Annotated in this window: 22 protein-coding genes; 13 read left to right on the top strand and 9 right to left on the bottom strand. The window is 47.4% G+C overall.

Annotation, left to right across the window (positions count from 1 at the left end):
- Positions 1-9: 9 nt before the first annotated feature.
- The gene (gene xseB, locus FC652_RS06820) at positions 10-252 is read right to left on the bottom strand and encodes an exodeoxyribonuclease VII small subunit (RefSeq protein WP_176297996.1); all 243 of its coding nucleotides are present in this window, start codon (positions 250-252) and stop codon (positions 10-12) included.
- A 369-nt stretch (positions 253-621) separates the two neighbouring features.
- Here xseB and pomA point away from each other — a divergent pair, with 369 nt between their 5' ends.
- The 7 genes from pomA to rlmM all read left to right on the top strand — a co-directional run bounded on the left by pomA (position 622) and on the right by rlmM (position 7,417).
- Entirely contained in the window at positions 622-1,383 is a 762-nt protein-coding gene (gene pomA / locus FC652_RS06815; RefSeq protein ID WP_103156611.1) for a flagellar motor protein PomA, read from the top strand.
- A gap of 15 nt (positions 1,384-1,398) precedes the next feature.
- Positions 1,399-2,352: a flagellar motor protein MotB gene (locus FC652_RS06810; protein WP_176297995.1), complete on the top strand. Its 954-nt coding sequence runs from the start codon at positions 1,399-1,401 to the stop codon at positions 2,350-2,352.
- A gap of 143 nt (positions 2,353-2,495) precedes the next feature.
- Positions 2,496-3,944, top strand: a complete 1,449-nt coding sequence (gene thiI / locus FC652_RS06805; RefSeq protein WP_130190987.1) for a tRNA uracil 4-sulfurtransferase ThiI — start codon at positions 2,496-2,498, stop codon at positions 3,942-3,944.
- Between the two features lie 469 nt (positions 3,945-4,413).
- Positions 4,414-5,337: a transcriptional regulator GcvA gene (locus FC652_RS06800; RefSeq protein WP_176297994.1), complete on the top strand. Its 924-nt coding sequence runs from the start codon at positions 4,414-4,416 to the stop codon at positions 5,335-5,337.
- Complete coding sequence (locus FC652_RS06795; protein WP_176297993.1) at positions 5,315-5,941, top strand: alpha/beta fold hydrolase; 627 nt, start codon at positions 5,315-5,317, stop codon at positions 5,939-5,941. The genes FC652_RS06800 and FC652_RS06795 overlap by 23 nt, the downstream gene beginning before the upstream one ends.
- Complete coding sequence (locus FC652_RS06790; protein ID WP_176297992.1) at positions 5,931-6,329, top strand: DUF423 domain-containing protein; 399 nt, start codon at positions 5,931-5,933, stop codon at positions 6,327-6,329. Before FC652_RS06795 ends, FC652_RS06790 begins: the two co-directional genes overlap by 11 nt.
- Complete coding sequence (rlmM, locus tag FC652_RS06785; protein WP_176297991.1) at positions 6,326-7,417, top strand: 23S rRNA (cytidine(2498)-2'-O)-methyltransferase RlmM; 1,092 nt, start codon at positions 6,326-6,328, stop codon at positions 7,415-7,417. Before FC652_RS06790 ends, rlmM begins: the two co-directional genes overlap by 4 nt.
- A gap of 74 nt (positions 7,418-7,491) precedes the next feature.
- Here the strand turns inward: rlmM and xni are convergent, their stop codons facing one another.
- The 5 genes from xni to queF form a co-directional block, all read right to left on the bottom strand.
- On the bottom strand, positions 7,492-8,259 hold the full coding sequence (gene xni, locus FC652_RS06780) for a flap endonuclease Xni (RefSeq protein ID WP_176297990.1): 768 nt from the start codon (positions 8,257-8,259) through the stop codon (positions 7,492-7,494).
- Between the two features lie 60 nt (positions 8,260-8,319).
- Entirely contained in the window at positions 8,320-9,696 is a 1,377-nt protein-coding gene (ppnN, locus tag FC652_RS06775; protein ID WP_045621437.1) for a nucleotide 5'-monophosphate nucleosidase PpnN, read from the bottom strand.
- A 240-nt stretch (positions 9,697-9,936) separates the two neighbouring features.
- Entirely contained in the window at positions 9,937-11,502 is a 1,566-nt protein-coding gene (locus FC652_RS06770; protein ID WP_176297989.1) for a GGDEF domain-containing protein, read from the bottom strand.
- 98 nt (positions 11,503-11,600) lie between these two features.
- On the bottom strand, positions 11,601-13,865 hold the full coding sequence (locus FC652_RS06765) for a lipopolysaccharide assembly protein LapB (RefSeq protein WP_176297988.1): 2,265 nt from the start codon (positions 13,863-13,865) through the stop codon (positions 11,601-11,603).
- A 25-nt stretch (positions 13,866-13,890) separates the two neighbouring features.
- Positions 13,891-14,736: an NADPH-dependent 7-cyano-7-deazaguanine reductase QueF gene (gene queF / locus FC652_RS06760; protein ID WP_158123056.1), complete on the bottom strand. Its 846-nt coding sequence runs from the start codon at positions 14,734-14,736 to the stop codon at positions 13,891-13,893.
- 97 nt (positions 14,737-14,833) lie between these two features.
- On the opposite strand from queF, the gene syd reads away from it, so the two are divergent.
- On the top strand, positions 14,834-15,379 hold the full coding sequence (gene syd / locus FC652_RS06755; protein WP_045597618.1) for a SecY-interacting protein: 546 nt from the start codon (positions 14,834-14,836) through the stop codon (positions 15,377-15,379).
- Positions 15,380-15,382: 3 nt separating this feature from the next.
- Positions 15,383-16,159 (top strand): Zn-ribbon-containing protein, encoded by a 777-nt coding sequence (locus tag FC652_RS06750; RefSeq protein ID WP_176297987.1) that lies wholly within the window; start codon positions 15,383-15,385, stop codon positions 16,157-16,159.
- Positions 16,160-16,246: 87 nt separating this feature from the next.
- On the opposite strand, the gene ilpA is transcribed toward FC652_RS06750, so the two are convergent.
- Genes ilpA through metN form a run of 3 tightly spaced genes read right to left on the bottom strand, consistent with a single transcriptional unit; the run spans position 16,247 to position 18,792 of the window.
- Positions 16,247-17,056 carry a MetQ/NlpA family lipoprotein adhesin IlpA gene (gene ilpA, locus FC652_RS06745; protein WP_176297986.1) on the bottom strand — a complete coding sequence of 270 codons (810 nt, stop codon included), beginning with the start codon at positions 17,054-17,056 and terminating at the stop codon, positions 16,247-16,249.
- A gap of 34 nt (positions 17,057-17,090) precedes the next feature.
- Positions 17,091-17,768 (bottom strand): methionine ABC transporter permease, encoded by a 678-nt coding sequence (locus FC652_RS06740; RefSeq protein ID WP_176297985.1) that lies wholly within the window; start codon positions 17,766-17,768, stop codon positions 17,091-17,093.
- Positions 17,758-18,792 carry a methionine ABC transporter ATP-binding protein MetN gene (gene metN / locus FC652_RS06735; RefSeq protein WP_176297984.1) on the bottom strand — a complete coding sequence of 345 codons (1,035 nt, stop codon included), beginning with the start codon at positions 18,790-18,792 and terminating at the stop codon, positions 17,758-17,760. Before metN ends, FC652_RS06740 begins: the two co-directional genes overlap by 11 nt.
- A 198-nt stretch (positions 18,793-18,990) precedes the next feature.
- Here metN and gmhB point away from each other — a divergent pair, with 198 nt between their 5' ends.
- The 4 genes from gmhB to treC all read left to right on the top strand — a co-directional run bounded on the left by gmhB (position 18,991) and on the right by treC (position 23,961).
- On the top strand, positions 18,991-19,629 hold the full coding sequence (gene gmhB, locus FC652_RS06730) for a D-glycero-beta-D-manno-heptose 1,7-bisphosphate 7-phosphatase (protein ID WP_324167031.1): 639 nt from the start codon (positions 18,991-18,993) through the stop codon (positions 19,627-19,629).
- Positions 19,630-19,667: 38 nt separating this feature from the next.
- Positions 19,668-20,615, top strand: coding sequence for a trehalose operon repressor TreR (treR, locus tag FC652_RS06725; RefSeq protein WP_045597610.1), 948 nt, complete (start codon positions 19,668-19,670; stop codon positions 20,613-20,615).
- Positions 20,616-20,784: 169 nt separating this feature from the next.
- A complete protein-coding gene (treB, locus tag FC652_RS06720) occupies positions 20,785-22,209 on the top strand; it encodes a PTS trehalose transporter subunit IIBC (protein ID WP_043920904.1) in 1,425 nt (474 codons plus the stop codon).
- A gap of 66 nt (positions 22,210-22,275) precedes the next feature.
- Positions 22,276-23,961 (top strand): alpha,alpha-phosphotrehalase, encoded by a 1,686-nt coding sequence (gene treC / locus FC652_RS06715; protein ID WP_176297983.1) that lies wholly within the window; start codon positions 22,276-22,278, stop codon positions 23,959-23,961.
- The last annotated feature ends 1 nt before the right edge of the window (position 23,962 follow it).

Below are 23,962 nucleotides of genomic sequence, written 5' to 3'. Positions count from 1 at the left end.
TTTATCACTTTACTCTGCCACTGTGGAGAAATCGCTGAGAGGTGCATCATCACTGTTACTAAGAAGAATGCTAACTCTTTGTTCTGCTTCTGTTAGTTTAGCTTGGCTGGCTCTGGCTAGTGCGATCCCACGCTCAAATTTTTTCAGTGCGTCATCTAAAGCCAAATCACCGTTTTCCAGTTGATCCACCAAATTGTCCAATTCTTCGATGGTTGCTTCGAAGGACATGTTTTCTGGTTTCTTGGTTGCCATATCTATTCTGCCTCTAAAAGAATGCTCGCAAGTTACCTTAGCACGCTGGCTTGGTCAAATTTAAGCAGGCAAATTTGTCTGAAAATGAGGTTAACCAAGAAGAGATAGACGACCTAGTAATAAAAAGGTTGCCCACAAGCGCTAAAATGGCAGTAAACTTGCTATAACGTGTTCATACCCTTAAAAAGTGACTTCATTTTTTGCCGCGATATTCAGTGTGACGGGGCAATGGCGCTTTAATTTTGGCACTTTGCGGCAATTTTGTGACTTGTTGGCCAAGTTTTTGCTAAAAGATCGCTACTCTTTGTCGATAAAGAAATTAATCTCTTTGTATAGTGGTAAATCGGAAAATAGCATGAGGAGTGCTTTGTGGATTTAGCAACCCTTTTAGGTTTGATAGGTGGCCTGGCTTTCGTAGTGATGGCGATGATTCTTGGTGGTAGCATCATGATGTTCGTCGATGTCACCTCTGTGCTTATCGTGGTCGGTGGCTCTATCTTTGTTGTATTGATGAAATTTACCATGGGGCAGTTTTTTGGCGCAGCGAAAATCGCGGGCAAAGCCTTCATGTTTAAAGCCGATGAACCAGAAGATTTGATCGCAAAGATCGTCGAAATGGCGGACGCGGCACGTAAAGGCGGTTTCTTGGCCTTGGAAGAGATGGAGATCTCCAACAGCTTCATGCAAAAAGGCATTGATTTGTTGGTCGATGGCCACGATGCCGATGTGGTGCGCGCAGCACTACAGAAAGACATTGCTTTGACCGATGAACGTCACACGCAAGGAACGGGCGTGTTTCGCGCCTTTGGTGACGTTGCGCCTGCGATGGGGATGATCGGTACCCTTGTCGGTCTGGTGGCGATGTTGTCCAACATGGATGACCCGAAATCCATCGGCCCTGCGATGGCGGTCGCGCTTTTGACTACGCTCTACGGCGCGATTTTGTCGAACATGGTGTTCTTCCCGATAGCGGATAAATTGGCGCTTCGTCGCGACCAAGAGACCCTCAATCGTCGTCTGATCATGGACGGCGTGTTGGCGATCCAAGATGGCCAGAACCCACGTGTTATCGACAGCTACTTGAAAAACTACCTCAACGAGAGCAAGCGTGCCCTCGATATCAACGATTAATCACGGGAGTATGTGATGGATGACGATAGCAAATGTGATTGTCCCCCTCCCGGATTACCTCTGTGGATGGGTACCTTCGCTGACTTGATGTCACTGTTGATGTGTTTCTTCGTACTGCTGCTTTCGTTTTCGGAAATGGATGTACTGAAGTTCAAACAGATCGCAGGCTCAATGAAATTTGCCTTTGGTGTGCAAAACCGCCTTGAGGTGAAAGACATTCCCAAAGGCACCAGCATCATCGCTCAAGAATTTCGTCCGGGGCGTCCAGAGCCAACGCCGATTGACGTGATCATGCAACAAACCATTGATATCACCCAGCAAACCTTAGAGTTTCATGAGGGAGAGTCGGATCGTGCTGGTGGTACTCAGCGTGACCAAGGCAAAATGACGGGCGGGCAGTCGCCTGAAACCTCGACCCAGACCAACCAAAATACCGAGCAACAACAGCAACAGCAGCAATCGGAAGCCATGTCGAAAGAGATGGAAACGCTGATGGAAAGCATCAAGAAGGCCCTTGAGCGTGAAATAGAGCAAGGGGCAATTGAAGTGGAAAACCTAGGCCAGCAAATTGTGATTCGCATGCGAGAAAAGGGCGCCTTCCCAGAAGGTTCTGCGTTCTTGCAGCCTAAATTCCGCCCGCTAGTACGACAAATTGCCGAGTTGGTGAAAGATGTCCCCGGTATTGTGCGAATTTCTGGTCATACGGACAATCAGCGTCTTGATTCGGAGCTTTATCGTTCTAACTGGGATCTCTCTGCGCAGCGTGCCGTTTCGGTGGCGCAAGAGATGGAGAAAGTGCGCGGATTTTCTCATCAACGCTTACGGGTGCGAGGTATGGCCGATACGGATCCGTTGGCAGAGAATGATACTGATGAAAATCGTGCGAGAAACCGTAGGGTGGAAATCAGCATTATGCAAGGTGAACCGCTCTATAGTGATGAAATTCCAGCCATTCCTCAAAACCAGTAATGGGTGAGTGAGTCGCATAGAAGACGAGCAGAAATGCTCGTCTTTTTTATGGTTATAATTCGTGTATAATCTTGCGCCCTAAGTCCCACACCTTGGCGTGAGCTACGGTGTTTATCGAAAGCCAACAGACTGCGAATTGAACTATGAAATTTATTGTAAAGCCCCATCCAGAAATTTTTGTAAAGAGTGAGTCGGTACGTAAGCGCTTTACCAAGATTCTTGAGAGCAACATCCGCATCATTATTCAGAATCGCACTGAGTCTGTGGCTGTCTTTAACCGTCGCGATCACATCGAAGTGTCGGCGAACAGCCATCAATATTACCAACAAGTGCTCGAAATCTTGACGACGACACCAGGCATTCAGCAAGTGTTGGAAGTGAAGCAATCTGGCTTTAAAGATCTGCACGACATCTATGAGCAAGTGTTGGAGCTCAGCCGCGAGCGCATCGAAAACAAAACCTTTGTGGTGCGTGCTAAGCGCCGTGGTAAGCATGACTTTACCTCGATTGAGCTAGAGCGTTACGTCGGTGGTGGCTTAAATCAAGCTGTTGAGAGCGCCTCAGTTAAACTGCACAACCCAGACATTACCATCAAAATTGAAGTGGTGGATGACAAACTGAACCAGATTTTGGCCCATCACAAAGGTCTTGGCGGTTTCCCACTGGGTACGCAAGAAGATCTGCTGAGCCTGATCTCTGGTGGTTTTGATTCGGGTGTTTCGAGCTATCTGCACATCAAGCGTGGCTCTAAAGTGCATTACTGTTTCTTCAATCTGGGTGGCCCTGCGCATGAAATCGGCGTAAAACAAGTGGCTCACTTCTTGTGGAACAAATATGGCTCATCGGCCAAAGTTCGCTTCATCTCTGTTGATTTTGAGCCTGTAGTGGCGGAGATCTTAGAGAAGGTTGAAGACGGTCAAATGGGCGTTGTGCTAAAACGCATGTTTATGCGCGCTGCCGGCATGGTTGCGGAGAAGTTTGATATTCAAGCTTTGGTCACCGGTGAAGCCCTCGGCCAAGTATCAAGCCAAACCTTGACTAACTTACGCCACATCGATGTGGTGACCGATCGTTTGATTCTCCGTCCCCTAATCAACTGGGATAAAGACGAGATCATTAAAGTTGCACGTGACATCGGCACCGAAGATTTCGCCAAAACCATGCCAGAATACTGTGGCGTGATTTCGAAGAAGCCAACCGTGAAAGCAGTCAAAGAGAAGCTCGAAGCGGAAGAAGCCAACTTCAATTTCGATATCTTGGAACAAGTGGTACGCAATGCCCGTCAAATGGACATTCGTGATATCGCGAAAGAGTCGGCGCAAGCCGCGCCAGAAGTGGAGCAAGTTCAAGCGATTGAAGAGCACGCTGTGGTGCTGGATATTCGTAGCCCAGATGAAGAAGACGACAGTCCGCTAGAGATCGATGGTGTTGAGGTAAAACACATTCCGTTTTACAAGCTCAGTACTCAGTTTGGTGACTTAGACCAGTCGAAAACGTATCTGCTTTACTGTGCTCGCGGTGTGATGAGCCGTTTGCAAGCTCTCTACCTACAAGAGCAAGGGTTTAAGAACGTTAAGGTTTACCGCCCGTAATCACAAACTCGTGTTGCTCTCTGAATAACAGTGCCGCATGAGGAAAATGACAAGCGCAATCTCAGCAATGGGGTTGCGTTTTTTGTTTCATTTTCGCTCAAAAAAGGAATGAGATTGTGCAAGGGAAAAGAGACGATCGGAGGCGATAACGGTCAGAAAGGCAGTGTTCAAAGATAAAAAAACACCGCCTATATAGGCGGTGTAACAAATTTGACAGACAGGTCAAAAATAAATACAGGAAGTATAGGTTTTGTCACAGGGAGTTGGACAAAACACTACGGTAGAAATCTACCTAACTCGAAATACGAGTTTGCAAACACAACATCGCAACAACTAAGCCAATTGATTTACAAAGAAATCAAGCCGTTCAGGCTAGCGTTGCGGGGTGAAATATAGAATTTATCTGGCTGTTCTACAACGGACAAATTATAATGTTTCAGATAAAAAAAACTAATGGTTAGAGAGCCGTATGTCCCGAAGATTGCCCCCATTGAATTCCCTTCGTGTATTCGAAGCCGCCGCCCGACACCTTAGCTTCACCCGAGCCGCAGAAGAGCTCTTTGTTACTCAAGCGGCAGTGAGTCATCAGATCAAAGCGCTGGAAGAGTTTCTTTCATTGAAATTGTTCCGCCGTCGTAACCGCTCTTTACTCCTCACTGAAGAGGGGCAAAGTTACTTTTTAGACATCAAAGATATCTTCTCAGCACTTGCCGAAGCGACCGATAAGGTATTGGAACGTAGTGAAAAAGGGGCATTGACCATCAGCTTGCCGCCGAGTTTTGCGATTCAATGGTTGGTACCAAGATTGGCGGATTTCAATGCTAAAGAGCCGGATATTGATGTGCGAATCAAAGCGGTGGACATGGACGAAGGTTCTTTGACGGACGATGTAGATGTGGCGATTTATTACGGTCGTGGCAATTGGCCGGGGTTACGTGCCGATAAATTGTACCAAGAATATTTGATCCCACTTTGTTCACCTTCATTACTTTTAGGTAACAAACCATTAGAATCTTTGCAGGATTTAAAACGACATACGTTACTTCATGACACATCCAGAAAAGATTGGAAACAATTTGCTAAGGAAAACGGTCTGGATGAGGTCAATGTCAACCAAGGCCCGATTTTTAGCCACTCGACCATGGTTCTGCAAGCGGCGGCCCACGGGCAAGGGGTGGCCTTGGGCAACAATGTGTTGGCTAAACCAGAAATGGAAGCGGGCCGTCTGATAGCACCCTTTGATGAAATATTGTTGTCGAAGAATTCGTTTTACGTCGTCTGCCATGAACAACAAGCCGATATGGGGCGTATTGCACGCTTCAGAGATTGGATGCTGGTTACGGCGCGTAAAGAACAAGAAGAGGTGCTCGATGACTCTGCCATGCATTATTGATGGGCCAGACAACGGACCACTGTTTATTTTTGCTCACGGCGCTGGGGCTCCGATGGAACATGCCTTTATGACCGCGGTGGCTCAAGGATTGGCAAAAGAAGGGATTCGAGTGGTGCGTTTCAATTTCCCTTATATGGCCAAACGAGCTGAAGATGGCAAAAAACGCCCACCAGATCGCGCGCCGAAATTGCTGGAAGCCTTTTCCGAAGTGATAGCATCCGTGACCGATGACCCCGTGATCATTGGGGGGAAGTCGATGGGCGGACGCATGGCGAGTTTGTTGTCGGAGCATCCCCTCGTGAAAGGGATTGCCTGTTTAGGTTTTCCGTTTCATCCCCCCGGTAAGCCTGAAAAGTTCAAAGGTGAGCACTTACAAACATTGAGTAAACCGACGTTGATTTTGCAAGGTGAGCGAGACACGTTTGGCACTCAAACTGAGTGTCAGCAATTTGAGTTTTCCTCAAAGGTGCGCTTGGCGTTTTTGCCTGACGGCGATCATAGTTTTAAACCGAGAAAAAGTTCTGGCCATACAGAAGCCGGCAATGTGCAGTTGGCGATTGAGCAACTGTGCGCTTTTATAAAAGGGGGGGACGATGAAAAGTAAGTGGCTGCTCACTTTTGTTGGTTTCTCAGGCGCATCGGCGGTCGCACTTGGCGCGTTTGCCGCTCACGGACTCAAAAGCCAATTGTCGCCATATTTGTTAGGTGTGTTTGAAACGGGCGTGATGTACCAGTTCTGGCATACTCTCGCCATTGCCCTGTGCGCCGTTCTGCTGTCTTTGCCGACTGGAGAGAAAGCGCAAAAATATTTTTTCCGCGCGGCAATTTGTTTTATCATCGGCATCTTTTGCTTTAGCGGCAGCTTATACGCCCTCGCATTAACTGGCATAAAATGGTTTGGCCCCATAACTCCTATGGGAGGCTTGCTGTTTCTTATTGGTTGGATAATGTTGATGTTGGCAGCTTTAAAAACGAACGAGGTATCTCAGTGAAACAATTAATGCTCTATTGTCGTCAGGGCTTTGAAAAAGAGTGTGCTGGTGAAATTCAGGACAAAGCGACTCAGTTAGAGGTTTATGGTTTTCCACGTGTGTTCAAAAACGCAGGGTATGTTCTGTTCGAATGTTACCAAGATGGGGATGCCGATAAACTGGCACGTGAACTGGACTTCAACGCGCTGATTTTTGCGCGTCAAATGTTTGCGGTTGCAGCAGAGTTCACCGAACTGCCGAGTGAAGATCGCATTAGCCCAATCCTTGCGGAGCTGGGTGAGATCGACGCGTTCCCTGTTTGTGGTGATTTGCGTATTGAAACACCAGACACCAACGAAGCAAAAGAGCTGTTGAAGTTCTGTCGCAAGTTTACCGTCCCAATGCGCCAAGCATTACGTGGTAAAGGTTTATTGCTGGCGAAAGAAAATGCCAAGAAGCCTGTGTTCCACCTTTGCTTTGTTGCGTCAGGCCACTGCTTTGCTGGTTACTCTTATTCGCACAATAATTCGCGCTTCTTTATGGGCATTCCACGTTTAAAATTCCCGGCCGATGCACCAAGCCGCTCAACGTTGAAGTTGGAAGAGGCTTTTCATGTGTTTATTCCGCGTGAAGAGTGGGATACGCGTTTGTCTTCGGGCATGTGGGCGGTGGATTTAGGCGCGTGTCCTGGTGGATGGACCTATCAGCTAGTGCAGCGCTCTATGTTCGTTCACTGTGTGGACAACGGCATGATGGCAGACAGCTTGATGGAAACAGGCCAGATCAAGCATCACATGGTGGATGGCTTTAAATTTGAGCCAGACCGTAAGAACGTGACTTGGTTAGTGTGTGACATGGTGGAAAAGCCAGCTCGCGTGGCGTATCTGATGGGCGAATGGCTCATTAAAGGGTGGGCGAAAGAAACCATCTTTAACCTCAAGTTGCCGATGAAAGGTCGTTATGACGAGGTTTTGCAAGACATTGAAAATCTCAAGACTTTCCTGATTGAGAACAAGGTGAAGTTTAAGCTGCAAGCGAAACACCTTTATCACGATCGCGAAGAGATCACCGTACACATTCAGGTGCTGTCGAACATTTCTCCGCACTAAGATGAGCCGAAGAAACGGTTCGCTAAAAACGCTCCTCGACATGAGGAGCGTTTTTGTTCTAATGGACTTGTTGCTTAGTGACCAAAGCGAAGATCTTGCAGGTTAAAACCGAGTTCAATATCGGTTTTGAGTGCCGAGACTCGTTTGCAACGGCGAGCTAACTCGATATGTTGATCGAACTTAGTGCGATATTTCTTTGGTAGATCTGGCGAGAGAAAAGCCTGTTCGATATCGTCAAATTGGCCGAGGATCTCTTTGGCTGCTTTTGGGCCAATGCCGGGAATGCCGGTCACTTGACTGGAACTGATGCCCGTCAGGCCCCAATAGTCAGAAAGCTGCTGAGGTTTTACGCCAAACTCTTGTTCAATAAACGGCTGATCTAACCAGCGGTGTTGGAAGTAATCGCGAATCTGCAAAGTGGGAGAAAGGAGTTGGCAGTAGCCTTTGTCGGTTGAAATGATGGTGACCTTCTCACCGTGTTGCGCGACTTTGCACGCTAGGGTGGCCACTAAGTCATCGGCTTCATCACCTTCAGAAAGCAGCGAATCAATACCCAACTGCCACCATGCCTCTTGGATCTTCTCCAAACCATTTAGCAAAGGTTCTGGCATCGGCTTTCGCCCTTGTTTGTATTCTGGAAGGATCTCTGCGCGCCATCCTCGGTCGCTACCAAGATGATCAAACACCGCGACGATATGCGTAGGATGACTTTCATTAATGATTCGCTGCAAGGTACGACAGGTGTTTTGGATGGTGTTGGCTATGTCCGTCGGATCCGGTTGAACCGAGTGGACACGGCGGATCAGATTGAGTGCATCAATGATAACAAGATGAATAGCCATAGAAAATTACAGTATTGAAAAGGGGCCTAAGGCCCCTGAGTGTAACGTAAATCGTATGGACTATCGACCGCCATTTTCCGCTGACGCGATCTTATAGCAAGGCTCATATGCACTGCCGCCGGGCAGTTTCATACGGTGCTGGGCGACGAAATCGCGCAGCAGTTTGTCCATTTTCTTCATCAGTGCAGGGTCTCCATCAATAATGAATGGCCCTTTGCGTTCGATCTCGCGAATGCCTTCGGCTTTTACGTTACCCGCCACAATACCTGAGAAGGCACGGCGTAAGTTAGCGGCCAGTACTTGAGGTTTCTGATTGAGATGCAGATCCAAACTTGCCATCGAGTCGTGTGTGGGTTCAAACGGCAACTGGAACTCTGGTTCAATCTTTAAAGACCAGTTGTAGCTGTAAGCATCGCCTTTGTCTTTACGGTGCTGACGTACTAGTGGCATCGCTTGTTTCATCACACGGGCAACCTGAGCTGGGTCATCAATGATGATTTGGTAGTGCTTCTGACCTTCTTCCCCCAAAGTGGCGCCAATAAACGCGTCCAGTGAGCGGAAGTAAGCCTCGCTCTCTTTAGGGCCGGTCAAGACGATGGGCATCGGCTGATCGGCGTTTTCTGGATGCATCATAATGCCCAGTATGTAAAGCAGCTCTTCAGCAGTACCTGCACCGCCAGGGAAAATGATGATGCCATGCCCCATGCGGACAAATGCTTCTAAGCGTTTCTCGATATCAGGCATGATCACCAATTCATTGACGATCGGGTTTGGCGGCTCAGCGGCTATAATTGAAGGCTCGGTTAAGCCCAAGTAACGTTGCGTACTGTAGCGCTGTTTGGCATGACCAATTGCGGCGCCTTTCATTGGCCCTTCCATTGCGCCCGGTCCACAGCCAGTACAAATGTTCAATTCACGCAGACCGAGTTCGTTCCCCACTTCACGTGTGTATTGGTACTCAACAGGGTTGATGGAGTGACCGCCCCAACACACCACAAGATTTGGCTCAATACCGGGAATCAAAGCGCCAGCATTACGCAAAATACCAAAAACAAGGTTAGTAATGTGGGTGGCATTCGTGAGGTTAAGGCGTTGGTTATCCGCAAGATGCATGTTGACGTAAACAATATCACGCAGCACAGAAAACAAATGTTCTTGGATACCTTTGATGATCTCGCCATCGACAAAAGCGTGCTCCGGTGGATTGGTGAGCTCTAACTTAATGCCACGCTCACGGCGCACTACGTTGACATCAAAAGATTGATATTTGTCGAGCAGCTCTTTGGAGTTATCCGTGTGGCTACCTGAGTTTAACACCGCTAACGTACAGTTGCGGTAGAGTTGGTAAAGCTCACTAGAGGCGGTTTTTTTCAGACGCTCAACTTCAAGTTGAGAGAGCAGATCCATACTTCCTGCTGGGCTGATATGAGTAATCATATGGCCTCCTTGCTTAGCATTGTTATTAAAGGTCAGAAATCTGCTGGGAAAAATGATTATTGTTATAGAACCAGATTAGGAGAAGCAGATTCTGTTTGTTGCCTAGCGTGAATCTAGGCTAAACACGTTATAAGTGTTGTTAGCTTAGCAAAGTATGAACCAAAAGAAATGTGATAACTAATTGAAAATGCTATATGGAGTGATGTTTTTTTACTCAATCGTTCGTTAAGTGACCTGAAATTAGCGCCACTCTAGCTGTCTTTTCCCGCGTCGTTTGCACTCTGCGAGCATCATGCCCAAACGATCAATCACGTATTCAGGGTTGTCGGACTCTTTAAACGCCGCTGAAGCCGCGCTTAACGTTATGGTGATTTGCTGCTCGCGGAATTTAAATGGCAGCTTGCTGACTTCTGCTTGAATGTGCTTAATCAGCTCTAGCGTGTACTCTTCACTTTGCTCTGGAATGAGCAAGATAAACTCTTCACCGCTAAAGCGCGCCACGGTATCGGTATCGGCTGCTGCTTTGCGAATGGTTCGTGCGATGATCTTTAGTGCTTTGTCACCGGCAGTGTAGCCATAGCTGTCGTTGATGGCTTTAAAACCATCAATGTCGAGCAACACGACACGAAGATTGTGTTGTGCGCGGATCCAGCGACGATATTCAAGCTCCAGACGATCATTAAAGGCGGTGCGGTTGTACACTTTTGTCAGTGGGTCTAGCAGCATGCGCTGTGCCTGATCTTCCAAGCGTTTACGATAGTCTTGGGTAATTTCAAACACCGCTTCCAACTGGTTTTTGTTGTACTGCAACCTTTCTTGCAGTGTCTGCTCTTTCTCTTCTGCCAAAACAAGACGTTGAGACAGCGATGCCATTTGCGCTAAGAGCGGGGAGATGGCGCTTTTCAGTTGTTCTAGCTCATTAGCGTTGGTCAAAGTCGTTTGGCTCTTTGAGATGAGTTCCCCAAACTCTTTGTTCAATTCTTGTCGGTGTTCAAAGTAAGTTTGGCTTTGATCGACATTGATATGTGAAGTTTTCAGGTTCGTGGCTAGAGAACGATTAAGCTGGTCGAGAAATTGCTCTGAAGATTTACGTTCGAACTTGGTTCCGTCAATGACCAGTTTGAGTACTTGGAGTGTCAGTTCGAGTAGAGATTCGGTGGAAACACCTAGCAGCAACTTGGTACGGATATCGAGCAGTAAGTCACCTGACTCTCCTTCAAAATCCAGTTCAGTAATCACATGCTGTAATTCTATAGACAGAGTGTCTAGTAGCGATCGGTCTGTCGAATCTTTCAGGTCACTGAAGTTCAAACGAGAATTGGAGGTGATGATCTTGAGAGAACGCTCGTAGATGTTCAATAAACGAACAGCTTTATCGACATTATCCGATTGGTTAACTTCACTAGAGGTCATTAAACAACGCAACTCTCGTTTGAGTTGCGGAGGTAAGCCTGCTAATCGCTGTAGCGTTTCGCCACTGTGTTTGACCTGTTGATCAAGAAATCCGTTCTTTTTATCCATAGTCACTGTTTGCTGCCTTAGCCGTCTCTCCAACACAGCGAGGCGCGGGATGAGATTACTTACGTCTTTCGGTTGTTCAAGTTCTTGTTGAATCGCCTTGAGGCTTTGCGTCAATGTCGGATCTCCACCCTGACAAGCGGCGCTCAAAGAAGTAACGATGCGTTTGAGAACTTGCTGCTCACGCTTGAATTTGAGTGACGAGTCGCGATGTGTCAATCGAAGTTGGTCTAACTGACAACTTAACTGATGCAGCTGCGATTGAATATCGGATTCCAGAATGCCCATTAAGAACTACAACACTGTCCATGTACGACTAACGAATTAGCTGATAATAACAAAAAACATTATAGCGTCACCTCTCTTCGGGTTTGAATGCTTGAGAATTATTCACTTTTTAATAATTTTTTGAGGTTGTCCTCATTATGATGCGAAGAGTGTATTTTAATTAGCCCCTGATGTATCGCTTGTTGGCATGCGACCCTTATGTTACCGGTTGCAAGGCTGGCAGCCGGTGCATTATCTATGGCCTTCAAGTAGACATAATGGCTGCACTTGTCGGTTAGGCTGACTTCGCGTGCTAAGTGAGTCGCCAATAGCAACAAGTCCAGTAGTTCTTGGTCATTAATCGCGGTGTAAGCTCGAGGCAAAAATGGGTAATCGGCCATGCCCATTCTAACGGTTGGGTTGATCGCATGTTCTGCAGCAAACTCGTCAACCCAAGCTTGCATTTTGCTAAAGACTTCTTCAGCGGAGTAATTACGATCGGCATTGGGCTCGATGTAGAGCAAATTGGCATCCGAAAAATGGTAGAGACGCGCGGGCTTTTGGACTTTCTCACTCATAAAGGCTCCAAAGGCACGCTCTAGTTCCAAACCCGCTTTGTAACCATGTTGCACGTACATGCTGCGTAAAAAGGGGAGGTCGAGCATGACAAAACGCAAGCGATCATTGAGTGGTTCATTAATTAACTCCCCTAACTGCCACTGTTCAAATGTTTCATTCGCTTTGCGCAGTGAGTTGGAAAGCTTGACGTTGAGCATACGTAGGTTTCGTAGTTTCGAGCGCGAATGCGTATAGAGATCGCTGGTGAGTCGCTCCAACTGAGCTGACTGCCTTTGCAGCAGAACTCCGCGTCGCATCAGCAACAAAAAGAGCGCCAAGGAAAGCAAGAACAGTGCAAAGGCGATTTTTTGGAACTTGGTGTGCTCTAGGGTAATTTTTTCCAGTTGTTGTGCTTGGCCAATGTAGTGAATGGTTTGTTCGGCAAACTCTTTTTGTTGGCGGAAGGCATCTTCACTGATTTGATTCAGTTCTTTTTGCTCAATACTGACCAAATTATTGTAGCGGCGCAGATTTTGTAACGATAACGCGTATTGTGCCGACTGTTCATACCCAAGCGAAAGGAGTTGATAAGCGTGTTGCTTAATATTTAAGTGTTCTTCGGCAAGTCCAGTGACGATCTCAAGTGCTTTGTTGGCATTGTCGATCACCGCTTGACTGTCGTTTTGATAAAAAGCCAACCCTGCTTTCATCAGTGCCGCTTCTGCTTTGAGTTTAGGGATGTCAGCAAATTCCAATACATCTTGGGCGCGTTCCAAGTATTGCTCTGCCAGTGGGTAGTTATAGAGCTGAAGATAGGTGGCCGCGAGGTTGAGACGAATGCCTATCACCTGTTTGATGTTGCGTGCCGAGCTGTCATGATCAAGTACATTGAAATAGTGCACTAACGCTAAGTTGTACTTACCTTGGCGGAAGTAGATATCGCCCATTTGCTCCATTACTTGCGCAAGGATAGGGGAGTTGGGGTAGCTGTCGTAAAAATCCGCAGCTTGCGATAAGTATTCAAGGGCTTTATCAAGTACACGTCGTTCTTCAAACAGTTGCGCCAAAAGGCGGTTCACTTTGGCCAACCGAGCGCTCTTGTTGCCTTCCACTGCTTGCCAATAACCAAACAGCAATTCAGACAGCGCCAAATTGTACTTTTGGTGGTTAAGGTAAAATTCCCCTACGGCAATGTGATAGTCAATAATGGTGTTTTCAGAGCGGGTGTTTTTGATCAGCTCTTTAGCTTGTGCGTAATACTGCTCAGCTTCCGTGAGCTGATTTTGTTGTGATGCAAGTAAGGCCTGTTGCATCAGTAGACGATATTGTACGCTATCGCTCATGTGCAGCGAATTACTCGATTGTTTGAGTTGCTCACTAATCTGAGCCAGTTCGGCTTCGGCTTTTGCGTAATCTTTGCTGTATTGCCATTGCAACTTAGTTTGCATCAGCTTGATTTCCATCTCTAAATAGGGGAGATGAAAAGTCTGGCTGAGCTGAAATGCGGTTTCCAATTGTATTAAAGCGGAGCGTTGATTGCCTAAAGCAAATTCCGCTTGAGCTAAGATTTTGTAGGCTTCAACGCTGCCACTTGGGGTGCGCAAAGTGCGATCGGCGTCTTCACGAGAAATCGCCGACGGACTTTTTTCTTGATTGTCGGTCAACTCGCGTTGGGTTAGGTAGTTTTGGACAATTCTTTTCGCTTGCTCTGGCTCAATCTCGATCAGTTGTTCTGCTTCTGTGAGCAAAACGGAAGAGAGTGGGCTGGCAGACACTTGCCAACAAACCAGCAAAAATAAAACAGCGAAAAACCGTTGCCAACGCATAGTGAGTTCCTTTTTGACAGACGTGTTACTGACGAGCCATTCGATGATTATGATCTGGCTTCGCTTGCTCGGTTGAACGGTATGGATTGATGTCTAATCCACCGCGACGAGTATAACGAGCAAACACCGTCAGTTTTTCTGGCTGACAATATTTCATGAGGTCGGTGAAAATGCGTTCTACGCACTGTTCATGGAACTCATTGTGTTCGCGGAATGACACAAGGTAGCGCAACAGTTTTTCGCGATCAATCTTGTGGCCTTGGTAGCGAATTTCGACGCTGCCCCAGTCCGGTTGATTGGTGATCAAGCAGTTCGATTTAAGCAGATGGCTGTGCAAGGTTTCTGTCACCCACTCTTCGCCCGCAGCGCCTTCGAGCAAGCGGTCATCAAAATCGTAACTGGATATGTCGATGTCTTGTTCGTCGATGCATTCCCCTTCCATCGTCACGATAGGTTGCTGGGTGTAGTGAGTGACCGAATTCACCTCCACTTCCACCGCTTCGCCTGCGCAATGAGAAAGATCGGTAATCAAACGTTGACGAACCTCTTCCCAGCTATCAAAACGGGTTTGGTTGTAGCTGTTGAGGTAGAGTTTGAATGACTTCGATTCAATCAGGTTGGCGCTGGTGGCAGGGATGTAGACTTCACCGACCGCGACCTGAGGCAACCCTTTGCTGTTGAGCCAAGAGAGCTCATATAACGTCCAGATGTCGTGGCCCATAAATGGCAGCTCGTCACCCAACTGAAGATCGTCACGGTTGAGGCTACGTGGTACAGGCTGTAGCAAGCTAGGATCGTATTGGTTGGCGTAGTCGGTTTTCTTACCCAGCGTTAGGCCAGCAAGCTCTTTCGCGTCAGAATATTTGCTCATACTTTGCGGTCATTTTCGATTAGAATGGCGGGAATTTTACTGAATCCATCGTTTAAAAGCCATCTTGTTGGCTCACAAGGTATAGAAGGAGTTATTCATGTCATCTCCAGTTTCACTGGCACTTGCTGACTTTAGTCAACGTTTTCAAGCAGCGTGGCAAGCACAGCACAACGCATTGCCTAGCAGTGAAGAGTTGGCGGATTTGCCTTCTCCTTGCGTGGTGGAGTCAAAAGGAGATGAAGTGCTCTGGCGCTCAGTGAGCCTGTCTGCGCCTGCGGACTTCGCCAATGTTGAACAGGCGATTGAGTTGACACTGCATGACGACATCAAAGCCTTTTATGGCAGCCAATTGAGTGCCGATATGACAGCCACGTGGGAGGGTAATGAGCTCACGCTGTTGCAAGTGTGGAATGACGATGATTTTACTCGCCTGCAGGAGAACATTTTGGGTCATTTAGTGACGCAACGACGTCTAAAACTCAAACCAACGGTGTTTATTGCCGCAACCGATGCTGAGTTAGATGTGCTGTCGATTTGCAATATCACCGGGAATGTTGTGCTGGAGCGATTGGGCACTTCTCAGCGAGATGTCTTGGCGGAAAACGTCACCGAGTTTCTTACTAAACTCCAACCTATGGTGTAGCCGATGTACGTCGTTGAATTGCAGTTTGAGTGTTTCGACAACACCACCATCAGTGCGGTCGATAAAGCGGTTAATGGCCTAATGGATGCGTTGCGTTATAACGGCCAAGTGCTGGGGCGTGAGTTTCCGATTGTGATGGGCGATGGGGAGTTTTTTGTTCGTGCGGTTTGCCCGGAAAAAGAGAGTTTGCATCCACGCCATCATTCGGATTATGTGCGCGTATGTCTCAATCGTCTTTCTGATGCGGCGTTGCTGGCACCCAAAATGCGCTTGCTGGGACGAGACATCAACTCTGAAGAAGCGGCCGAAGAAGAGACACCAAGTTGGCAAGTGTTATACACCACTTATGTGCACACCTGCTCGCCGTTGAGAAGTGGTGAAACTTTGCTGCCAATCCCCTTGTATCGCAATGGCCCGACGTTAAATGGCGATCACAAAGCGGTGATTAAGTGGCAAACCGAATGGCAAGCGTGTGATGAACTGCAGATGGCCGGGGCGTGTCGCGCCGAGCATGCCGCACTGCATGAGATGTGCGACGTAGACAGTGTCTTGTTCAAGCGAGGTTGGGATATTCGTGGTCGTATTGAATACATCACGAAAGTACCGACCTACTATTACCAATACCGTGTTGGCGGCCATTCTCTAGCCGAAGAGCAAGCGCGCAAGTGCCCGAAATGTGGTGGTGAATGGCTACTCGATGATCCACTGCACGATATCTTCCATTTCAAATGCGACGACTGCCGTATCGTCTCAAACATCTCTTGGGATCATTTGAAGTAACAAGTGGCATCTCAACATGCAAAAAGGGTTGGCGCTCTCACGCCAACCCTTTTTTGTTTTGATGAACTTCGACTTTTGCTATCGAAATTACCAGCCTTTTACAACGCCGCCTTTGAAGATTTCTTTTGCAGCAGTGTAGACTTCTTCAGTTTGGTAAGCTTTAACAAAGTTCTGTACGTTTTCGTTTTGAACGTTGTCTTGGCGAGCCACAATCAGGTTCACGTATGGAGACTCTTTGTCTTCAACAAATACGCCGTCTTTTTCCGGAGTTAGGTTGATAGAGCTCGCGTAAGTGGTGTTGATGATAGACAGAGCCACGTCGTCAAGTGAGCGTGGAAGCTGAGCAGCATCGAGCTCGACGATAGTGATGTTCTTTGGATTCTCAACGATGTCACGAACGGTCGCAAGTAGGCCCACTTCTGGACGTAGTTTGATCAAACCTTGTTGCTCAAGAAGCAGCAGAGAACGGCCAAGGTTGGTTGGATCGTTTGGTACCGCAATACGTACGCCGTCAGCCAACTCTTCAACCGATTTCACTTGTTTTGAGTAACCCGCGATTGGGTAAACAAAAGTGTTACCAGCGATGGTCAGTTTATAGCCACGGTCAGCAACTTGACGATCTAGGTATGGTTTGTGTTGGAACGCGTTGATATCGATAGAACCGTCATCCAATGCCGCGTTTGGTGTCACGTAGTCAGTGAAGGTGACCAATTCCACGTCAAGGCCGTATTTTTCTTTTGCAATTTTTGCTGCTACTTCGGCAACTTGTGCTTCGGCACCCGCCATAACGCCAACTTTTACTTTGCTCGCGTCTGCCGCTTTTTCGCCACAACCTGCCAATACCAATGTTGAGGCAGCAGCGATAATGGTCAGTAAACCTTTGAGGCTAAATTTCATAGTAAATCTCCTTATAATTTGAATCTTTCAATGCTTATCTGTGGTCTACACGGCGCACGATGGTGTCACCGATAGACTGAATAATTTGTACCAACACAATCAACATCACGACAGTGACCGCCATGATAGTGACATCGTAGCGATGAAAACCGTAGCGAATCGCTACGTCACCGAGACCGCCGCCACCAACGGTGCCCGCCATGGCAGAGTAGCTCACCAAGGTTACCAACGTAATAGTGACGGAGTTAACAATGGTCGGCAATGCTTCAGGAAGCAGTACCTTAGTGATGATTTGTAGTGGTGTTGCACCCATCGACTGTGCCGCTTCAATCAGGCCAGTTGGAACTTCAAGTAACGCTCCTTCAATCAGGCGCGCAACAAATGGAATCGCCCCAATGGTGAGTGGAACAATCGCTGCTGTAGTGCCGATGAAAGTACCCACTAACAGTTTGGTGACGGGAATGATCGCCACCATCAAAACCAAAAATGGCACCGAGCGGCCAATATTGACAATGGCGCCAAGTACGCTGTTCAGTTTGGTGTTTTCAAGCAAGCCACCTTTTTTGGTGGTGTGCAGAATCACGCCCAAAGGAATACCAATCGCAAAACCAACGACGCCGGCAACCGCAACCATGTAAAGCGTTTGCCAAGTCGCGCCCAGCAGCAGGTCAGTGTTCAAACTGAGCCATTGAGATAGGTCATTAAAGGACATAACCCAGAACCTCCACTTTTACGTTGTGCTCGCGCAGGTATTCAATCGCTGCGTTATCGTCTTCTTCGTTACCAAACAGTTCAGCGACCATCATGCCAAACTTCACTCCGCCGGCGTAGTCGAGATCGGAACTGAGAATGCTGATGTCGATGTTGTATTTACGAGAAATCTGCGACACCAAAGGCGCATCAACCGTCGCGCCGGTAAATTCCAAACGCACTAGAGGATAGCTGCCTTCAACACGCGTTGCTTGCAAACGCGCTTGGTAATCTTCAGGAATAGAAAGATCCAGTGTTGAGCGGATAAAATCATGCGCCAATTCCGTTTTAGGATGGGCAAAAATTTCACCGACGGTGCCTTTCTCAACCAATTCGCCGTCACCAATGATGGCCACTTCGTGACAGATGCTTTTCACGACATCCATTTCATGAGTGATGAGCAAAATGGTGATTTTCAGCTTGCGGTTGATCTCTTTGAGCAACTCCAAAATGGATTGAGTGGTCGCAGGATCCAGCGCGCTGGTGGCTTCATCACACAGCAGTACTTTGGGATCGCTGGCCAATGCTCGTGCAATCGCCACACGTTGCTTTTGACCACCACTTAAGTTGGCTGGATAGCTTTCGTGCTTGTCGGCCAAACCAACCAGCTTCAGAAGTTCCGTCACTTTGCTTTGGATTTGCTCTTTGTCTTTTCCAGCCAACTCTAATGGCAGTGCAACGTTGTCAAACACAGTGCGAGAAGAGAGCAAGTTGAAGTGCTGGAAAATCATGCCGATATTGCGGCGAGTTTCGCTGAGTTGCTTTTTACTCAGTTTTGTTAAATCAACGCCATCCACCACAATGGAACCACTGGTTGGTGCTTCTAACATATTCACGCAGCGGATCAGCGTGCTTTTCCCTGCACCCGATGATCCGATCACACCAAAAATGGTGCCTTCTGCGATGTGTAAGTTAATGTCTTTCAAGGCATGGATTTCCTTACTGCCTTGATAGAACACTTTATTTACTTGGTTAATTTCAATCATTTCTCAACCTGTGCAGGGACAACAGAATAATATTTTGAGCTCTAGCTCACTTTTCAGATGATGCTATGGCTTTCGTGTTTTTAAGTCAATAGATATTTTTACGTCTAGACGTCTAAACGTTCATTTGAGGCTAACGGATTTGCTATGAGTTAGTTGATATTCGTATATAGAGGGTGTTTTGACGATGTACCTCACGGCTTGGAAACTCGCAATGTAGCGCTTTTAAGGTATAATCTCGGCTTATATTCCTTTGTGACAGAGACAGATACTTTGGCAAAACCAGCTGTTTTTTTGGATCGTGATGGCGTGATTAACGTTGATCATGGTTACGTTCATGACGAGCACGACTTTGAATACATTGAAGGTGTGTTTGAGGCGACGAAGGCCCTCAAGGATATGGGGTATCTTTTGGTGTTGGTCACCAATCAGTCGGGGATTGCCCGCGGCAAATTTAGCGAAGATCGCTTCCTTTCTCTGACCCAATGGATGGATTGGAATTTTGCGGACAACGGCGTTGAGTTTGACGGCATTTATTACTGTCCGCACCATGCAGAACACGGTGTGGGGGATTACAAACAAGATTGTGATTGTCGCAAACCAAAACCTGGGATGTTTATCTCAGCGCGTGATTTCCTCAAAATCGATATGGCTCGCTCAGTGATGGTGGGTGACAAAGCCGAAGATATGATGGCTGCCGAAGCGGCAGGGGTTGCAACGAAGATTTTGGTACGCACTGGCAAACCTGTTACACAGCAGGGTGAGCAACTGGCAACCGTGGTGCTCGATAGCATCCGTGATGTGCCACTTTATGTAAAAGAACAAGTAAAAGGTCGCTAAGCGGCCTTTTTATTATTGAACGTCTTTCCTGGCCTATTATGAGCAAAAAGCTGACTATTCTCGATATTGCCCGTTTGTCTGGGGTCGGTAAATCGACCGTTTCGCGCGTGCTGACCAATGATCCCAAGGTAAAACCTGAAACCCGAGCGAAGGTAGAACAGGTGATACAAGATTCCGGTTATGTGCCTTCTAAATCCGCTCAATCGATGCGTGGCGGTAGCCAGAAGGTGGTTGGGGTAATTATCTCGCGTCTCGACTCTCCCTCAGAAAATCGTGCTGTCGGTAGTATGCTTAATGTGCTGTATCAAGCGGGATACGATGCGGTGATCATGGAGAGTCAGTTCGATCGCGAGAAAACCAACGAGCACTTAGAAGTGCTGCGTCGTCGCAATGTCGATGGCGTCATTGTGTTTGGCTTTACCGATATCGATCTACAAACCTTAGCCAGTTGGCAAGATCGAGCCGTGGTGATTGCCACGCCTGCAGAAGAGGTGTCTTCGATTAACTACGATAATCAGCGTGTGATTGAGCTGGCGTTAGAACACTTGCAATCTTTATCGCTGAGCCATATCGCTTATATCGGTGTGAATAAAGAAGATAAAACCACGGGCTGGTCGCGTTTAAATGCCTACTTGTCGTGGTGTCAAAAACACGGTGTTGAAGCTCGCTATCAAACTGGCAAACTCAACCATGAGAGTGCTTATCACTTAGTTGATGAGGTGTTAGCGGAAAACACTCAAGCGATTGTCTGTGCGAGCGATACCTTGGCTTTGGGTGTCATCAAGCGACTTCAAGAACTGGGGCGCGAAGAGGTTTGTGTCACCGGTGTGGGTGGCAATGAGTTGCTCTCTTTTCTTTTTCCAAAGGTGTTCAGTGTCGATCCCGGTTACAAGCAAGCGGGAGAAAAGGCCGCTAAGATGCTGATTTCTCAGATGAATGGTGAGGAAGCTATCTCGCATATCACTCAGGCACCGATCCAAAACTAACCCTTTCATTTTTCTTGTTTTTCCGATCTAGACTGTGATCACTTTCAATTAATGGGACTGTTCCCATTTTGTTTATTTATAAAAACTGGCAATATTAAATCAAGAAATGGGAATGTTCCCATTATCTAAAAACTATAATTGAGTAGATCAGAATAGGGTGGACAGAGTTATGAGTAAGATAGCGCGCAAGGACGTTGAACGTCTCATCGAGCTAGTCGGAGGAAGCGACAACATCGCCAGTGTCAGCCACTGTTTGACACGCCTTCGCTTTGTGTTGAACGACACGTCGGCCGCCGATGTTAAGCAAATCGAAACATTGTCGATGGTCAAAGGATGCTTTACCAACGCGGGTCAATTTCAAGTGGTGATTGGCACGGAAGTTGATGCTGTCTATAAAGTGTTGCTCGAGATTTCAGGTAAATCGGAAGCGAGCAAAGACGATGCGAAATTGGCGGCTCGTCAAAACATGAACATCATTGAGCGCGGAATCTCCCATCTTGCTGAAATTTTTGTCCCTCTGCTCCCTGCGATCATCACTGGTGGTTTAATCCTTGGTTTCCGTAATGTGATTGGTGACATCAAGATGTTTGATGGCCAGACATTGACGGAGATTAGCCAGTTTTGGGCAACGGTTCACTCCTTTTTATGGTTGATTGGCGAAGCGATTTTCTTCTTCCTACCGGTAGGGGTGTGCTGGTCTACCGTGAAGAAACTCGGCGGGACACCGATTTTGGGCATTACACTCGGTGTAACACTGGTTTCACCGCAGCTCATGAACGCCTACTTAATAGGTAAACAAGCCCCAGAAGTGTGGGACTTTGGTCTGTTTGTGATTGAAAAGGTTGGCTATCAAGCGCAGGTGATCCCAGCCATGTTGGCTGGTGTCGCGTTGGCTTTCATTGAAACCAACCTAAAACGTATCGTCCCTTCTTACCTCTACCTCGTAGTGGTGCCGTTTGTCTCGATCATCCTATCCGTTATTCTTGCTCATTCTTTGATTGGCCCGTTTGGCCGTGTGCTGGGTGATGGCGTGGCATTTGCGGCAAAAGCGGCCATGACGGGCGACTTTGCAGTGTTAGGGTCAATGATCTTTGGCTTCTTGTACGCACCACTTGTGATCACCGGTATTCACCATACAACCAACGCTGTGGATTTGCAGTTGATGCAAGAGATGGGTGGTACGCCAATTTGGCCGCTGATTGCGTTGTCAAATATCGCGCAGGCGTCTGCCGTTGTTGGCATCATCATTATCAGTAAAAAACATGGCGAGCGTGACATCTCTGTACCCGCTGCGATTTCAGCCTATTTAGGTGTGACTGAGCCTGCCATGTACGGCATCAACCTCAAGTACAAGTTCCCTATGCTGAGCGCGATGATTGGTAGTGCTGTCGCGGCCGCAATTTGTGGTGGTGCTGGTGTGATGGCAAATGGCATCGGGGTGGGTGGCCTACCTGGCATTCTCTCAATTCAACCACAATTTTGGGGAATTTACGCACTGGCGATGTTAACCGCCATTGTGCTGCCAGCAGCCCTCACTTTAGTGTTTTACAAGCGAGCAGAAGCCAAAGGCGAACTCGAACCGGTAAACGCATAATTTCATCGATTTGGAGTGGCGAATGGCCACTCCGCTTTGTTTCTCTTCGGTAAGTGAGTCTTTTCCATGACAACACGTAACACAGATGCTTATTGGTGGAAAACCGCCACTATCTATCAAATCTACCCAAAAAGTTTTTGCGACAGCGGGGCAAAGGGGACGGGTGATATTCAAGGCATCATCTCTAAGTTGGAATATTTGAAGCATCTCGGTATTGATGCAATCTGGCTGACGCCGGTTTACCAATCGCCGATGGTCGATAATGGATACGACATTTCGGATTACTACCGAATTAACCCTCAGTTTGGCACGATGGCGGATTTTGATGAATTGCTCGAGAAAGCGCATCAGCTCGGAATCCGTCTTATCATGGACATTGTGGTGAACCACACCTCGACCGAACACGCTTGGTTTCAATCGGCACTGGGTAACAAAAACAGTCCATATCGGGATTACTACATCTGGAAAGACCCGGTCGAAGGAAAGGTGCCCAATAATTGGCAGTCTAAGTTTGGTGGCAGCGCTTGGGCGCTGGATGAACAAACGGGCCAATATTATCTGCACCTTTTCGCCAAAGAGCAGGCCGATCTCAATTGGGAAAATCCCACGGTTCGTGAGGAAGTGAAAAATGTTATTCGTTTTTGGGCGGAAAAAGGCGTTGACGGATTTCGTCTGGACGTCATCAATCTGATTTCGAAGCAACAAGATTTTTGCGACGATGAGATTGGCGATGGGCGTCGTTTTTATACTGATGGACCGCGTGTGCACGACTATCTCCAAGAGATCAGTCAAGCTGTTTTCCAAAAGTATGGCAGTGTGACAGTGGGTGAGATGTCATCGACAACCTTAGAGCATTGTCAGCAGTACTCCTCACTTGATGGCAAAGAGCTTTCCATGGTGTTCAATTTCCATCACCTGAAAGTGGATTACCCAAATGGTGAAAAATGGACCAAGGCACCATTTGACTTTCACCAGCTCAAACAGATTTTTAATCATTGGCAAACCGGCCTGAATGGGAAAGGGTGGGGAGCGCTCTTTTGGTGTAACCATGATCAGCCACGTATCGTGAGCCGTTTGGGCAACGATCAGGTGTATCGTGTTGAATCGGCAAAAATGTTGGCTGCCTCGGTTCATATGATGCAAGGCACGCCTTATGTTTATCAAGGCGAAGAAATTGGCATGACCAACCCAGGGTATACAGCGATTGAACAGTATCGTGATGTTGAAAGCACCAACATGTATCAGATCATGGTTGAGCAGCAAGGAATTGACCATGACGAAATGATGGCGATTTTGGCACAAAAGTCTCGTGATAATTCACGCACCCCAATGCAGTGGTCAGAAGAAAAACACGCAGGATTTACGCAAGGAGAACCTTGGTTAGCGGTGGCGAGTAACTACCCGAAGATCAACGCGGAAGCGGCGGTGGCGGATCTCAATTCGGTGTTCTATTTCTATAAGCGATTGATTGAACTGCGTAAAGAAGTGCCAGTGATCACCCAAGGTGATTATCAAGACTTATTACCAGAGCATCAGAGTGTGTTTGCTTATGCACGGACCAGTGCGGCTCAGCAACTGGTGTGCATCAATAACTACTACGGGGAAGAGGTGGAGTGTGTATTGCCATTGGGTCTCGACATGCGTAAAGCGAAATGTTTGCTGTCTAATTACCAAAATCAACCGAGTGCCATGGCTTCGCATCACCAAGTGCTCAAACCTTACGAGACTCGTATTCTCTTGATTGAACGTTAAG

Source organism: Vibrio sp. 05-20-BW147, assembly GCF_013369385.1.
In the GTDB taxonomy this organism is placed as follows: Bacteria; Pseudomonadota; Gammaproteobacteria; order Enterobacterales; family Vibrionaceae; genus Vibrio; species Vibrio floridensis.
The sequence above is the reverse complement of the archived record's forward strand: the minus strand, read 5'-3'. Positions and strand labels throughout refer to the sequence as shown.

Bases quoted from the DNA above. Each gene is read 5' to 3' on its own strand.
- xseB (WP_176297996.1), bottom strand. From the start codon at position 252: ATGGCAACCAAGAAACCAGAAAACATGTCCTTCGAAGCAACCATCGAA.
- FC652_RS06810 (WP_176297995.1), top strand. From the start codon at position 1,399: ATGGATGACGATAGCAAATGTGATTGTCCCCCTCCCGGATTACCTCTG.
- thiI (WP_130190987.1), top strand. From the start codon at position 2,496: ATGAAATTTATTGTAAAGCCCCATCCAGAAATTTTTGTAAAGAGTGAG.
- FC652_RS06800 (WP_176297994.1), top strand. From the start codon at position 4,414: ATGTCCCGAAGATTGCCCCCATTGAATTCCCTTCGTGTATTCGAAGCC.
- FC652_RS06795 (WP_176297993.1), top strand. From the start codon at position 5,315: ATGACTCTGCCATGCATTATTGATGGGCCAGACAACGGACCACTGTTT.
- FC652_RS06790 (WP_176297992.1), top strand. From the start codon at position 5,931: ATGAAAAGTAAGTGGCTGCTCACTTTTGTTGGTTTCTCAGGCGCATCG.
- xni (WP_176297990.1), bottom strand. From the start codon at position 8,259: ATGGCTATTCATCTTGTTATCATTGATGCACTCAATCTGATCCGCCGT.
- ppnN (WP_045621437.1), bottom strand. From the start codon at position 9,696: ATGATTACTCATATCAGCCCAGCAGGAAGTATGGATCTGCTCTCTCAA.
- FC652_RS06770 (WP_176297989.1), bottom strand. From the start codon at position 11,502: ATGGGCATTCTGGAATCCGATATTCAATCGCAGCTGCATCAGTTAAGT.
- FC652_RS06765 (WP_176297988.1), bottom strand. From the start codon at position 13,865: ATGCGTTGGCAACGGTTTTTCGCTGTTTTATTTTTGCTGGTTTGTTGG.
- queF (WP_158123056.1), bottom strand. From the start codon at position 14,736: ATGAGCAAATATTCTGACGCGAAAGAGCTTGCTGGCCTAACGCTGGGT.
- syd (WP_045597618.1), top strand. From the start codon at position 14,834: ATGTCATCTCCAGTTTCACTGGCACTTGCTGACTTTAGTCAACGTTTT.
- FC652_RS06750 (WP_176297987.1), top strand. From the start codon at position 15,383: ATGTACGTCGTTGAATTGCAGTTTGAGTGTTTCGACAACACCACCATC.
- ilpA (WP_176297986.1), bottom strand. From the start codon at position 17,056: ATGAAATTTAGCCTCAAAGGTTTACTGACCATTATCGCTGCTGCCTCA.
- FC652_RS06740 (WP_176297985.1), bottom strand. From the start codon at position 17,768: ATGTCCTTTAATGACCTATCTCAATGGCTCAGTTTGAACACTGACCTG.
- metN (WP_176297984.1), bottom strand. From the start codon at position 18,792: ATGATTGAAATTAACCAAGTAAATAAAGTGTTCTATCAAGGCAGTAAG.
- treR (WP_045597610.1), top strand. From the start codon at position 19,668: ATGAGCAAAAAGCTGACTATTCTCGATATTGCCCGTTTGTCTGGGGTC.
- treB (WP_043920904.1), top strand. From the start codon at position 20,785: ATGAGTAAGATAGCGCGCAAGGACGTTGAACGTCTCATCGAGCTAGTC.
- treC (WP_176297983.1), top strand. From the start codon at position 22,276: ATGACAACACGTAACACAGATGCTTATTGGTGGAAAACCGCCACTATC.